The sequence below is a fragment of the Listeria sp. ILCC796 genome, from assembly GCF_900186175.1.
GTDB lineage: Bacteria > Bacillota > Bacilli > Lactobacillales > Listeriaceae > Listeria > Listeria goaensis.
The window spans coordinates 445,380-458,699 of sequence record NZ_FYBV01000001.1; the positions used below are offsets into that span (position 1 = coordinate 445,380).

Below are 13,320 nucleotides of genomic sequence, written 5' to 3' on the forward strand. Positions count from 1 at the left end.
ACTTATTCTCCCTCAAAAATGTCTGTGATGACTTGCCCTTCGACTTTTGGCATCTTAAAGCCCAAAATTCTTGCAAAGGTTGGCGCCTCGTCAATTAAACTGGCTTGCTCCACTTCTTTTCCGCGTTTTATTCCCGGACCGCTTAGAAGTAAAGTCGTTTCGTAATCTTTTTTCTGCGGGTGATACCCATGCACGGCGTTGTAGTAATCTGGCTGCCCGATTTTCTCTGGTGTCACTTCTTCAACGAGTGGGCCGTCGATGTTATCCATGAAATAACAGCCAGGGACCCCTTCTACCATAAATGTCGCTTCCGCGTCTGCACCTAAGCGAATGATTTCCGTTGAATTGTATACTTTCTCAATCCCTGGTAAACTTTGCAGTACTTCGAAAACTTGACTTTCAAGTTCAGGATTTTTTATGTAAATATAAGCAGATCCATCACAACTTTTCGCATATACTTGCCACGTCTCTATTTTATTGTCATTGCCAGCGCTAAGCCAGTTATACTCCGCGAACAAAATATTAAGGCGCAAAATCGTGTCGACGTCAATTTGATAGTGGTCACCTAAAACCGCAAAAACACTTTTTTCAAAAATACCAGCCTCTTTGGTAGCTTCAATGATTTCCCCTAATCGTTTATCGTGTCTTTGTAACGCTGATTTCGCCTCATCTGAAGTCACCCCGTAGCGATGCCGCATGCTGTCCATGTCAACAAAGTGCGCCATTAAAAGACCCGGTTTCTTCGTTTGAATCGTATCAATGACTGAAGCCGTTATGAAATCATCCAATTGCGGCTGTTCAATCCCATTTCGCAAATGACCGTATTTTTTATTCATATTTAAAAGAAAAAGTGGCGAGCTCCCCCAAAGAGAGACCATCACTTGATTTAACCAAAAACGATTTGGGAAAATTTCCGCGATGTTATAATCGATACCGCTCTGTGCAGCAACAGGCCATAAAAAAGAAGCCGTCTTATATCCTTTCGCTTTCGCCAGTTCATATAATGTCGGAACTTTAATAGCATCTTTGTACCAATACCAATCAGGCGAAGCTTTATCAGGCTGAATTTTTGTATTATTTACAATGCCATGAGCGAGCGGATAATGCCCCGTTATAATTGAGGTATGAGCTGGATATGTAAGTGAAGGATAAACTGAGCGAACTTTTTTAACGTGAGTGCCTTGTTCCTTTATCTTTTTAAAATTTGGTAAACTTTCAATATCTTCCAAATCTTTTGCGCCTAAAGCATCAAAAGAAATTATAAACAAATGTCTATCCAATACTACGCACCTCTTTCTTTTCCCATTGTATCAAAAACAAATAAAAAAACCTAGACACATAGCCTAGGTTTTATCCGCTTTTTTCGGTTTCTTTTCAAGTAAATGTTCAGCTTGGTCGGTAACCCCTAATACGTCTAGGAAAAACATCACGACAGGAATCCCAACAATTAGTCCCCAAACGCCAAAGAAGTGCTCTCCAAAAATCAAAATGATGAATGTATAAAACACCGGTAAATCCGTTTTAGCAGACATTAATTTAGGGTTTAAAACGTAAGATTCAAGCGCATGAATAATCACAACCACAATTAAAATATAAAAGACGTATTGGAAACCACCAACTGTATAAGCAATAATGGTGAGCGGAATCATCGAAATAATGACACCGGCAACCGGAATTAAGCCCAATAAGAACACCATAATCGAAAGCGTCAATAGTTGTGGGAATCCCATAATCCATAAAGCAATTGTCGTCAGGACACAGTTCACAACTGCAATCAAAAATTGTGCTTCAATCACCTTACCAAAAGTGCCAACAAATTTTGTACCAAAGTACTTTATCTCATCATACACGAACGAAATTTTGCTGGTCGCAAATTGATTTGTGAAGGTGATTAATTGATCTTTTCCTAAAGAGAAAAACAGACTTAAAATAAGGGCAATGAATACGTTAAAGGCAACCACGCTTATATTCGTTAAATACGTGACAACCATTTGAACGCCTTGCTCTGTATATTTCATAATATCAATTTGATTCGCCATCGTAACGATATAGTTAATGAAATCATTGTTTGAATCCTGTGTAAAGAAAGTATTAGCAAATTTCACCAGTTGCCCAATTTGTTCGGTTAGAACTGGTATGTATTTGACTACAACAAATGTGAGCCCGAGCGCAATTAAGGCATATAAAATGAGCACAATAATTTGTCGGTAAATGGAAATCCGTTTTAAAATAAAGTTCTCTAGTCTTGTAATTAAGAATGAAAAGATGAATGTTAATAGGATAATATCCATCATACTGCGGAGCAAATACAAAACAAAAACGACTAACATAAAAACTAACACACGTCGCGTGCTTTTTTTGCTGAAAAAATCAAATAAACTTTCCAAATATAGTCCTCCCATACAATAGTAACAATCCCATTGTAACAAATAACTTCCCCGCAAACAGCCATCTTTTTAAAAGATACATCGCAAGTCTGACACTTTAATCTTCCCCAATGATTCGGACTTCTGTTTCTAAATCGACGTCAAAATTGCGTTTTACAGTTGCTTGTACGTGTTTGATGACCTTCATATAGTCTGTTGCGGTTGCCTCGCCAACATTTACGATAAAGCCGGCATGCTTTTTAGAAACTTGTGCACCACCAATTTGAAACCCTTGCAACTGACTATCCTGAATAAGTTTACCGGCAAAATATCCTGGTGGCCGTTTAAATACGCTGCCACATGAAGGATACTCAAGTGGCTGTTTGGATTCACGTGCCTCGGTTAATTCGGCCATTTTCGTTTCAATTGGCTGTTTTTCCGAGAGCGCCAGTTTAAACTCAGCTTCAAGCACAATCAATTTCTTTTCTGCAATGGTACTATGGCGATATTTCGCCGCTAATTCTGAACGTTCTAAGTGGAGCAATTCGCCAGCCATTGTTAAAACTGTTGCGCCTTCTAAACAATCGCTAATTTCGCCACCATATGCCCCAGCATTCATATAAAGCGCACCGCCAACTGAACCAGGAATCCCGCAAGCAAATTCAAGTCCTGTCAGACTCTCATCGCGTGCAAAACGTGATACGTCAATTAATTTGGCACCGCTCCCCGCATAAATCGTTGTTTCCCGTCGCTCCACTTTATTTAATAAATCTAAATACAAGACGATACCTCGGATACCGCCATCTTTTACAATTAAATTCGAACCGTTACCTAAAATTGTGAGTGCCACATGTTCATCATGACAAAATTTCACAACGGTTTGCGCTTCTTCTTTTGTTTTTGGCATCACAAATAAGTCTGCATGACCACCAGTTTTTGTATATGTATAGTTAGCAAGACTTTCCTGTTTTTTAATGATTAATTCTGGTAAGACTTCACTTAAATTTTTCGCTACTTTTTCCATTTTATAAACCTTCCATTCACGTTGTAAGTTTCACTTCTTCTATTTTACCACGAAGCCTGTTTTTTACAAAATAATGTAAAATAATTGTTTTTCATAAAAAAAAATGGTAAATTGTAGGAACAAATATTCGCTTTTTTGTTTTAAAAGATTGGAGGCCCTTATGATACGCTTTAAAGATGTCACTAAAAACTATACTGACGATAACGTTGCTGTTAATAAACTTAACTTAGATATAAAAGACGGTGAATTTTTTGTCTTCATTGGACCGAGTGGTTGTGGAAAAACAACAACACTTAAAATGATTAATCGTCTCATTCCACTTACTACTGGAACGATTTACATCGACGAAAAACGTATTAGTGACTACAATATTCATGAGCTTCGCTTTGATATTGGCTATGTATTACAACAAATTGCCCTTTTCCCGCATATGACGATTGCTGAAAATATCGCGATTGTACCAGAACTTAAAAAATGGGACAAAGAAAAGATTTATAACCGTACAACAGAACTACTTGAAATGGTTGGCCTTGATCCAGCATCTTATCGCGACCGTAAACCGAAAGAACTTTCAGGCGGCGAACAGCAGCGTGTTGGTGTTGTGCGAGCACTAGCAGCCGACCCAAGTATCATTTTAATGGATGAACCATTTAGCGCGCTTGATCCTATCACTCGTCAAAAATTACAACAAGATATTTCTCTCCTTCAAAAGAAAATTAAAAAGACGATTGTTTTCGTGACACACGACATGCAAGAAGCGCTGGCACTTGGTGACCGAATTTGCCTCATGCAAGACGGAGAAATCGTTCAATGTGATACGCCGTCTAATATTCTCAAAAACCCGAAAAATGATTTTGTTAGACATTTCCTTGATTCTGGAAATATTGCGAAGCCTCATCTATTGCCTGAAAATAAAAAAGCCAAAGATATTATAGAGCTTTTAACTATAGAGGAAAAAAATACGCCAAATTTACCTGTTTTAAAAAGCGATGCGGCGATTAGCGAAATGATTGTGGCACTTTCAGGGAACAATGCGGTGCAAATTCAAAATGATGACGGGAAAACTTATGTTGTGACACATCAAGATTTGACGAAGTTTTTAGCTAGTCAATTAGAACAGGTTGGTGATGCGAAATGAATACGCTCATTAATACGTTCGTTGAAAGAAAAGATGTTCTTTGGACGGCGCTCGTTCAGCACATTCAAATTTCATTCATTTCCCTTTTCATTGCGGTTTTAATTGCCCTCCCGCTTGGCATCTACTTAACTCGACATAAGCGAATAGCTGAACCGATTATCCAAGTCGCGGCTATTTTTCAAACCATACCGTCTTTAGCTCTTCTTGGTCTTTTGATTCCGCTTGTTGGAATTGGGATTGTTCCAGCGATTATCGCACTTGTTATTTATGCGCTTCTCCCGATTTTGCGAAATACATACACGGGGATCAATGAAGTCGACCCGGCTCTCGTTGAAGCATCTCGTGCAATGGGAATGAACAAATGGCGTCGCCTTTACAAAGTTCAGCTGCCGCTTGCCATGCCTGTTATTATGGCCGGCATTCGCACGGCGATGGTACTAATTATTGGAACCGCAACGCTTGCTGCGCTAATTGGTGCTGGTGGACTCGGGGATTTAATCCTGCTCGGAATCGACCGCAACAACAATAGTTTAATCTTGCTCGGAGCCATTCCCGCAGCGCTTCTCGCGATTTTATTTGATGTCCTCTTACGCTTCTTGGAAAAAGCCAGTTTCAGAAGCACAATTATAACGGTGTCTATCGGCGTCCTGCTGACTGCTGCCCTAATTATTGTCCCGCTCTTCACGACCGACAAAAAGGAAATTACCATTGCAGGTAAACTTGGTGCAGAGCCAGAAATACTCATCAATATGTATAAGCTAGTCATTGAAGATGAAACGGACTTAACGGTGAATTTAAAGCCAAATATGGGGAAAACCAGTTTCTTGTTTAACGCGCTTAAATCCGGCAATATCGATATCTATCCTGAGTTTACTGGCACCGTTTTAGAAACCTTTACAAACGACCCTGCTAAATCGCATGACGCGAATCAAGTGTACGAACAAGCACGGGACGGACTTGCTAAGCAATTTAACATGACTTACTTAAAACCGATGCAATACAACAATACGTATGCCCTCGCGGTATCAAATGATTTCGCGAAACAAAATGATTTGCAGAAAATTTCCGATTTACCTGGCGTCCAAAATCTTGTTAAAGCTGGTTTTACGTTGGAATTCAATGACCGTGATGATGGCTATAAAGGCATTCAAAAAACGTACGGCCTGCAATTTGATAATGTCAAAACGATGGAACCAAAACTGCGTTACAATGCTATTTTAGCGAATGATATTAATTTGCTTGATGCGTATTCAACAGATAGTGAGCTCGCGCAGTATAAATTGAAAGTTTTAGAAGATGATAAACAATTTTTCCCGCCTTATCAAGGTGCTCCGCTAATGCTAACTAAAACGATTGAGAAGTACCCAGAAATTAGGGCGCCACTCAATAAGCTTGCTGGCAAAATTACGGATGACGAAATGCGGAAAATGAACTATGAAGTTAATGTAAATGGAAAATCTGCCGAAGAAGTCGCACGTGCCTTTTTAATCAAAGAAAACATTCTTAAAAAATAAAAAAACGGATACTAAGAGCTCATTGCTTTTAGTATCCGTTTTTCTCATTCATTTCGAATAAGTTCTATGATTTTATTCGTATTTGGTTTATAGAAGCGACAATGTGCTTCGTATTCCATATTAAACTCTTGTGCACGTTTTGGTAGCGGGTTTGTTTTATCAATTAATAGCCCTTCTTCTACAAGTGGAAGTAGCGAAATAATTTGATCAAAGACTAAACCGCCATTTGTATCGCTTAAAACGGTTACCATTTTAGCAAGCGCTTTTCGTTCTTCAGAAGGGAGTTGTTTTTGATGGCTATGATACCATTTTGCAAGTGCCACCCGATTTTCTCTTGTTGCTTCTAAATAAATGGTTTGTGCATATGCAGCCTTCATGAAAGCAATCGATAAATCTTCTGCTGATTTCCAGTCTTCTGGTTTAATAAGCCCTTGTTCTTTAATTTTTTCATTAAGTAACGCAATATCTTCTTGATAAATATCCATTTTATGTTGCTGTTGTTTGTATACTTCAAGAGCCAAACTAAGTTGGTCGATTGTCGGCTGAAGTTCTTCTCCAAACAGAACGTTATTGTTTAAAATGAGTTGAGCTTGTTCAATTCGTTCGGCCACAATACTGTCCCGCTCTTTCACAATACTTGCCCGCTTTGTCAAATATTCAAAATAAAAATTGTACTTCTGTAATTTTTGAACAACCGCTAGAGCCTCTTCTCGGCTGGCTAATTCATCTTCACTTCTTAGCACTGTGATGCCGGAGATCTTTCCTAGTTTTGTAAAAATGACAACTTGAAATAATTGATCTTGTGCATCTATTTTATAAGGTAACACATGGTCTTGCTCTAAAAGTTTTTTCTGTGGTTTCAACATTTTGCTAGCCATTATAATCAACACCTTTACTACGCTTATTCTGATAATTTAATTATAACGAATCTAGGTGAAAAATTCGAGGGAAAATATTAAGATGTTTCTAATTTATAGTTTACATAATCTTATTATCGTTAAACAAATGTATGAATGAGGAGGTAAATATTCAGCAATGCAATGAAAATGGCCACTGTCCATGATAGTATTTGCAACCATTTGGCATTCACAAATACTCCCATTTTCTTTTTATTTCCTGTAAATAAAACGAGTGGGATAACAGCAAATGATAATTGCATAGATAAAATAACTTGGCTCAAAATGAGTAAATCATTGGTTCCTTCTATTCCGTAAAGCGCCGTTACTATGACGGCTGGAATAATGGCTAATAGTCTCGTAAGCAGTCTTCGTAGCCATGGTTTTAAACGTATATTCAGAAAGCCTTCCATCACAATTTGTCCTGCTAGCGTTCCTGTAAGCGTCGAATTTTGCCCAGATGCGAGTAGCGCCACTGCGAAAAGCGTACTCGCAATGCTGCTTCCAAGTGTTGGATCAAGCAATTTATATGCATCTTCTATCCCAGCAACTTCCCTATGCCCAGTATAATAAAACGCGGCCGCCGATAAAATTAAAATAGCGGCATTAATGAAAAGAGCCATTGTTAACGAAAAAGTAGAATCGATAAATGAAAATTTAATGGCTTCTTTCCGGCCTTTTAAGTTTCGTTCATACTGTCTTGTTTGCACAATAGAGGAATGTAAATAAAGATTATGCGGCATGACAGTTGCTCCTAGAATTCCAAGCGCGATATAGAGCATTGCTGGATTCGTAACGATTTCTTTTTGAGGGACAAACCCTTTCGCAACTGCGGCCATATCTGGATGGCTCATGATAAGTTCAATGCCAAAACAAACTAAAATGGTTACCATCAGCGTAATGACGATAATTTCGATGTATCTAAAACCACGATGTTGTAAGAGTAAAACAAGAAAGATGTCGAGCGATGTAATGCAGACGCCCCAAATGAGTGGAATCCCAAAAAGGAGATTTAATGCGATGGCACTCCCAATGACTTCTGCTATATCGGTTGCAATGATGGCTAATTCTGCTAAAATCCATAAAACGAATGACACGCCTTTTGGAAAGCTATCTCGTGAGGCTTGGGCTAAATCGCGGCCGGTGACAATGCCAAGTTTGGAGGCAAGTGACTGTAATAAAATCGCCATGAGGTTTGAAATGAGGATGACTGACAGGAGTGTGTAGCCAAACTCAGATCCGCCGGCAATGCTCGTTGCCCAGTTCCCTGGGTCTACGTAGCCGACGGCAATCAGTGCCCCTGGGCCCATAAACGCAAGAAGTTTTCTAAAAAAAGTGGCATTTTGAGGTACTTTAACGGTGTTGTTCACTTCGCTTAGTGACGAGTCTGATTCTTTGCGGCGCCAAGCTTGCTTTTCCTTTTTCAAAAGCATCCCTCCTCTTTTTGTACCAAAAAGGCAAATGTAGCTAGACGTACACCACATTTGCCAGTTTGTTTCTAAAGTGCTTCTGTAAGTTTTTTCTTTTTATTTTTAACAGGATTTAGCGAACGTTCGATAAATCCGAGTACGAGGTCGACGATGATAGCCATGAGCGCGGTTGGAATAGCGCCAGCCAAAATAATGGCTGTTCCATTGGTCGCATTTGTCCCCCGAACGATAATATCGCCTAGTCCCCCAGCACCTACGAATGTTCCGATGGCTGCAACGCCAATCGCGATAACGAGTGCGTTACGAATGCCGGCCATAATGACGGAAAGTGCGAGTGGCAACTCAATCATGCGTAAAACTTGCCATTTTGTCATCCCCATGGCTTTGCCTGATTCGAGCAAAGCGCCATCTACATTTTGTATACCCGTATACGTATTTTTTAAAATAGGTAATAGTGAATATAAAAAGAGTGAGAGTACGACGGTGTTTGTGCCAAGTCCCATAATCAGCATTAAGACAGCGAGCATTGCAAGCGCTGGAATGGTTTGAATGATGTTCGCAATTTGAATGACCCAATTGGCAAGACGGCGTTTACGCGCGATATAGATGCCAAGTGGAATCGCCACGATACTTGCGAAAAGCACACCGTAGATGCTCATCAAAAAGTGTCGCCAAAAAGCTTCTGCCACATATGCCCCATTGGTCGCATAATAGTCGATTAATTGATTAAACGTATTCATTTGCCTTCATCCTCAAAATAGTTATTTTTTTGAAGAAACTCTTCTGCAACAACAGACGGTTCTTTCAATTTACCGTCAGCCTGATAGTTTAACTTCTGCATTTCTTCTGTCGAAATTTTTCCAACCAGTTTGTTTAAAGTTGTTTTAAGTTCTGGGTGTTCTTTTAAAATCTCGTCTGTAGCTACAGGTGACGCGTCATATGGCGGGAAGAATTTTTTGTCGTCCTCTAAAATCTTCAAATCATAGGTTGGAATCCGTCCATCTGTGGAGTAACCGAGCGCCACGTCCATCTGGTCATTTTTAAGCGCCGTATAAATCAAACCAATTTGCATCGGGAATATTTTTTTGAAGTCGATGTTGTATTCCTTTGAAAAAGCTTTATACCCGTCACCGGCACGTTCCATCCAAGAATTATCTACCCCAGCTGTAAGCTCGTTTTGAACCGGACGCATATCGCTAATCGTGTTTAAATTATATTTTTTAGCGGTGTCTTGTCGCACCATAAATGCGTATGTGTTCGCGAATCCATATGAATCGAACCAAGTTTGCTGAAATTTATCTTCGAAGCCTTTTTGAACTGCCGCAAGCGCTTTTTCTGGATCTTTAATCGGCTCTTCGCCAAGTGGGCCAACTAAATCCGTGCCCGTGTATCTTGTCGCGGTAATATCCACATCTCCGTTCATCATCGCCTGGTGTTGCACGACAGATGAGCCTAAATTATTTACCATTTCTACTTTTAAATCCGTGTCATGTTCAATCATTTGTTTCACGATATTTGCAACAATTTGCGATTCTGTTGTCGACATCGAACCAATTCGAATGGTATCGCTTGAACCCCCGCCTAAACCAGGTAATGAACAGCCTGTTAAAAGGACGAAAGACGCACATAAAACAGCTATTAAAGTTGTAATTTTTTTCATTTTCCGTCCCTCCTAACCGTTGTTTCTCGCATCGCGAAGTGGTTTTGGTGTTAACACATTTTCGAGCTTACCGAGGAAATATTCAACGAGCAGCGCCAAAATCGTAACTGGAATTGCACCGCCTAAAATTAAATCTGGGCGATACAAATTTAAACCGTTAAAAATAAAGTCGCCTAGGCCACCGGCACCAATATATGATGCGAGCGTTGCCCATGCAATGATATACACAGCCGATAGCCGAATGCCCGCCATAATGACGGAAATCGAATTGGGAATTTCCACATTTATAATAAGCTGGAAACTTGTCATACCCATGCCGCGCCCTGATTCAATTAAGTTTTTATCCACACCACGCACGCCAATAAACGTGTTCCGTAAAATTGGCAAGAGCGCATAAATGAATAGTGCGATAATCGCAGGGAATGTTCCAACACCTAAAATTGGAATAATAAACGCAAGAATCGCGAGCGAAGGGACAGTCTGCAAGACACTCACAACGCCGATTACAAAATCCGCCACTTTCGGTGAACGCGTCAGCAAGATGCCGACAGGAACAGCCACAATGATGCCTAAAATAACAGCGGCAAGCGATATGTAAAGATGCTGCCAAGTTTGAACAAGCAAGTTATGCCCATTTTCTTGGAAAAATTGCGTAATCGCATCCATTATTCTCCCCCCTGACTACTGTGCGCAAGTTCTTCGCCTTTCTTTTCCTCCGAAGTAGAAGCCATATCATCATCGCCCCAGATAGAATCGTAAACCATATCAACAAGACTTGCTCGCGTTACAATCCCAACGAGTTTCTTATCGTTATCTACAACGGGCACATATTTATAGCCACGTTTTAAAATCCGTTGCACGGTGTCACGAAGCAGCGCGTCTTCCTTCACGTAAAATACATTTTTTTCCAAAATATCCACAACAGATGTTGCTGTTCGTCGGTTAGAATCAATTTGCTCGACATCGATAAAACCTTTCAAAATATTGCGTTCGTCAACAACAAGAAGCGTATCTACTCGGCGCTCCTTCATAAGTTGAATCGCAGCTTGTAAAGATTTATCTGCCGTAATGGAAACTGGTTTTGGATTCATAATTTGACTAACGATTGTTACATTCGGTTGTGCCTCAATCAAGCGATCCTTTCCAATGAAATCTTCAACAAACGAATCAGCAGGATTACGCAAAATTTCATCTGGTGTATCAAATTGTACAACTTTTCCGTCACGCATAATGACAATTCGGTCCGCTAGTTTGATAGCTTCGTCCATATCATGCGTCACAAAAATAATTGTCTTTCCAAGTTCCTGCTGCAAGCTTTTAAATTCCTCTTGAAGTGCATCACGCGTAATCGGGTCAAGTGCCCCAAACGGTTCATCCATTAAAATGAGCGTTTGGTCAGCTGCTAAGGCACGAAGTACGCCAATACGCTGTTGCTGTCCACCGCTAAGCTCATATGGATATCTGTCTAAATATTCTTCTGGCAAGTCGACCAGTTTAATCAATTCCTTAGCGCGTTCATGTTTCTTTTCATCCGACCACTTCAAAAGCTTTGGGACTAAAACGATGTTATCGCGAATCGTCATATGCGGCATTAAACCAATTTGTTGAATCACATACCCAATTGAACGGCGAAGTTTTACTGGATCTTCTTGTAAAATATCCTTATCGTTAATGAAAATTTTACCTTCAGAAGGTTCAATCAAACGATTTATCATTTTCATCGTAGTCGTTTTCCCACAACCACTTGGTCCGATAAAACAAATAAATTCACCCTTTTCAATATTCAGGTTTAAGTCACTAACCGCCTTTTTCCCACCTTTATACGTCTTCGTAACGTGTTCAAACTTTAACACGAAGAACACCTCCATATGTATTTCTATTTTAACCAATCTTTAGTCAAGTTCCCTATTTTCTAGGCGTCTAAACAAAAAATCCTTATAGAACTATCTATAAGGAGACTATATAAAAAGTATATACTTGTGCCTAGCAAAACGCAACATATCTAACTTCTAAGCACTATAAAACTCCTTGTAGATGGCGCTACAAAGAGTTTCCTAATTTATTTCGGCAGAAACAACTGCGGTTTCATTTTCATCATCACGGTAATCACCAAGCCACAAACAACTATTGTCGCAAGGCAGCTTAGTCCGTTCATTACAATGGAGAAAAGTTGGGCACTCCAACCAGCGAATGCATACGCTCCCCAAAATAGAACACCAGCAAGGTAATGCCAGAAATACCTAGCAATACCTCCCGCAAACATCGCCACCCACGCAAAAGTGATGGCTTTTTTAAAGTTTTTCTCAGTTAAAAAGGCTCTGATTTTTTTAGAATAAATTCCAGAAAAAGCAATGAAAGCGAAAGCAAGCACATACTCAATGAGCGCCTGATTCCACATTAAAATATAAGCTTTTCCTGTTAAAAAATGAAGCAACCCCCATAGAAGTCCAGCAAATCCAGCAGCTAAAAAGCCCCTTCGAATTGCTACTACATACATGGGAATCATGCCGAGCGAAATCGAAAAGCTCGAACCGATATCAAGTGGTATAAAACTTAGTATCATCGCAATCGCTGCAAAAATTGCACATTCCAGTAACACAATTAAACGTTTGTTTGCCATAAAAAATAAACTCCCTTCTTCTTTTGGACATACACGCACCGCAGAAGAAAGCAGTTTTCAATATGAAAAATGCAATCGCCACAATCCCTACGCTCGTATTAACGAACAGGTTCAAAGGGTCAGAGTGAAACACTCAATCTCAGCTTAAAGCCCCCCCTGTGGTAACGTAATATGAAATTCTTAACAAAACCTATTATACCATGCCAAGAAAAAAAGTAAACCCTATTCTTCTCCTGAAAAAAGCACCGCGTTTTGTTTTCGCTTACTAAGCTTCGCAAAAACCAGCTTATAGCTATTTTCCAAGATGGCAGAAAGCAGTTCATCTGGCACATCGCAATCGCTCGAAATCATCACCGAAATCCAGTGCGTCTTATTCAAATGATAGCCCGGCACAATCGCCTGATACTCTTCCTTTAGACGTTCCGCCCGTTCAGGCTCACATTTTGCGCTAATGAACAGAATATCTTGGTGACGATGAATAAGCGCAAACATCTTATCGCCAACTTTCATTACGCTTGCTTCTTTTCCAAACGGGAAAGTCAGTTTTGCTCCTTGTAAGGACTCGCAAAAGGCAACCCATTTTATTCGTTCTAATTCAAATTCCATTTGCCCCACCTCTTTTTTTAGTATAACACGTGAAAAGCTTTATTTACGAGCGGTAGCATGGTAAAA

At 39.8% G+C, this 13,320-nt stretch carries 13 protein-coding genes and 1 riboswitch; of the genes, 2 read left to right on the top strand and 11 right to left on the bottom strand.

Translation table 11 applies throughout. From position 1 onward, the window contains the following. Nucleotides 1–2: 2 nt before the first annotated feature. The 3 genes from CFS04_RS02135 to murB all read right to left on the bottom strand — a co-directional run bounded on the left by CFS04_RS02135 (nt 3) and on the right by murB (nt 3,390). Complete coding sequence (locus CFS04_RS02135; protein ID WP_088808953.1) at nt 3–1,280, bottom strand: ectonucleotide pyrophosphatase/phosphodiesterase; 1,278 nt, start codon at nt 1,278–1,280, stop codon at nt 3–5. A 63-nt stretch (nt 1,281–1,343) separates the two neighbouring features. After that, nucleotides 1,344–2,387, bottom strand: a complete 1,044-nt coding sequence (locus CFS04_RS02140; protein ID WP_255377273.1) for an AI-2E family transporter — start codon at nt 2,385–2,387, stop codon at nt 1,344–1,346. A gap of 97 nt (nt 2,388–2,484) precedes the next feature. After that, nucleotides 2,485–3,390, bottom strand: coding sequence for a UDP-N-acetylmuramate dehydrogenase (gene murB / locus CFS04_RS02145; RefSeq protein ID WP_088808955.1), 906 nt, complete (start codon nt 3,388–3,390; stop codon nt 2,485–2,487). Between the two features lie 160 nt (nt 3,391–3,550). Here murB and CFS04_RS02150 point away from each other — a divergent pair, with 160 nt between their 5' ends. Beyond that, entirely contained in the window at nt 3,551–4,528 is a 978-nt protein-coding gene (locus CFS04_RS02150; RefSeq protein WP_088808956.1) for an ABC transporter ATP-binding protein, read from the top strand. Beyond that, nucleotides 4,525–6,042, top strand: a complete 1,518-nt coding sequence (locus CFS04_RS02155) for an ABC transporter permease/substrate-binding protein (protein WP_088808957.1) — start codon at nt 4,525–4,527, stop codon at nt 6,040–6,042. The genes CFS04_RS02150 and CFS04_RS02155 overlap by 4 nt, the downstream gene beginning before the upstream one ends. Nucleotides 6,043–6,086: 44 nt before the next feature. Here the strand turns inward: CFS04_RS02155 and CFS04_RS02160 are convergent, their stop codons facing one another. The 8 genes from CFS04_RS02160 to CFS04_RS02195 form a co-directional block, all read right to left on the bottom strand. Then, nucleotides 6,087–6,920: a hypothetical protein gene (locus CFS04_RS02160; protein WP_088808958.1), complete on the bottom strand. Its 834-nt coding sequence runs from the start codon at nt 6,918–6,920 to the stop codon at nt 6,087–6,089. Between the two features lie 119 nt (nt 6,921–7,039). Then, on the bottom strand, nt 7,040–8,371 hold the full coding sequence (locus CFS04_RS02165) for an Nramp family divalent metal transporter (RefSeq protein ID WP_088808959.1): 1,332 nt from the start codon (nt 8,369–8,371) through the stop codon (nt 7,040–7,042). 65 nt (nt 8,372–8,436) lie between these two features. Beyond that, the gene (locus CFS04_RS02170; RefSeq protein WP_088808960.1) at nt 8,437–9,108 is read right to left on the bottom strand and encodes an ABC transporter permease; all 672 of its coding nucleotides are present in this window, start codon (nt 9,106–9,108) and stop codon (nt 8,437–8,439) included. After that, complete coding sequence (locus CFS04_RS02175) at nt 9,105–10,028, bottom strand: osmoprotectant ABC transporter substrate-binding protein (protein ID WP_088808961.1); 924 nt, start codon at nt 10,026–10,028, stop codon at nt 9,105–9,107. Before CFS04_RS02175 ends, CFS04_RS02170 begins: the two co-directional genes overlap by 4 nt. 12 nt (nt 10,029–10,040) lie before the next feature. Beyond that, nucleotides 10,041–10,694, bottom strand: coding sequence for an ABC transporter permease (locus tag CFS04_RS02180; RefSeq protein WP_088808962.1), 654 nt, complete (start codon nt 10,692–10,694; stop codon nt 10,041–10,043). Then, the gene (locus CFS04_RS02185; RefSeq protein WP_088808963.1) at nt 10,694–11,881 is read right to left on the bottom strand and encodes a betaine/proline/choline family ABC transporter ATP-binding protein; all 1,188 of its coding nucleotides are present in this window, start codon (nt 11,879–11,881) and stop codon (nt 10,694–10,696) included. The genes CFS04_RS02180 and CFS04_RS02185 overlap by 1 nt, the downstream gene beginning before the upstream one ends. Nucleotides 11,882–12,087: 206 nt before the next feature. Continuing rightward, nucleotides 12,088–12,648, bottom strand: coding sequence for an energy-coupled thiamine transporter ThiT (gene thiT / locus CFS04_RS02190; protein WP_088808964.1), 561 nt, complete (start codon nt 12,646–12,648; stop codon nt 12,088–12,090). Nucleotides 12,649–12,714: 66 nt separating this feature from the next. Then, a riboswitch (TPP riboswitch) is annotated at nt 12,715–12,815 on the bottom strand. Nucleotides 12,816–12,870: 55 nt separating this feature from the next. Further along, nucleotides 12,871–13,254, bottom strand: a complete 384-nt coding sequence (locus CFS04_RS02195) for an MmcQ/YjbR family DNA-binding protein (protein WP_088808965.1) — start codon at nt 13,252–13,254, stop codon at nt 12,871–12,873. Nucleotides 13,255–13,320 lie beyond the last annotated feature (66 nt).

Bases quoted from the DNA above. Each gene is read 5' to 3' on its own strand.
- CFS04_RS02160 (WP_088808958.1), bottom strand. From the start codon at position 6,920: ATGGCTAGCAAAATGTTGAAACCACAGAAAAAACTTTTAGAGCAAGAC.
- CFS04_RS02195 (WP_088808965.1), bottom strand. From the start codon at position 13,254: ATGGAATTTGAATTAGAACGAATAAAATGGGTTGCCTTTTGCGAGTCC.
- murB (WP_088808955.1), bottom strand. From the start codon at position 3,390: ATGGAAAAAGTAGCGAAAAATTTAAGTGAAGTCTTACCAGAATTAATC.
- CFS04_RS02155 (WP_088808957.1), top strand. From the start codon at position 4,525: ATGAATACGCTCATTAATACGTTCGTTGAAAGAAAAGATGTTCTTTGG.
- CFS04_RS02165 (WP_088808959.1), bottom strand. From the start codon at position 8,371: ATGCTTTTGAAAAAGGAAAAGCAAGCTTGGCGCCGCAAAGAATCAGAC.
- thiT (WP_088808964.1), bottom strand. From the start codon at position 12,648: ATGGCAAACAAACGTTTAATTGTGTTACTGGAATGTGCAATTTTTGCA.
- CFS04_RS02175 (WP_088808961.1), bottom strand. From the start codon at position 10,028: ATGAAAAAAATTACAACTTTAATAGCTGTTTTATGTGCGTCTTTCGTC.
- CFS04_RS02150 (WP_088808956.1), top strand. From the start codon at position 3,551: ATGATACGCTTTAAAGATGTCACTAAAAACTATACTGACGATAACGTT.
- CFS04_RS02180 (WP_088808962.1), bottom strand. From the start codon at position 10,694: ATGGATGCGATTACGCAATTTTTCCAAGAAAATGGGCATAACTTGCTT.
- CFS04_RS02170 (WP_088808960.1), bottom strand. From the start codon at position 9,108: ATGAATACGTTTAATCAATTAATCGACTATTATGCGACCAATGGGGCA.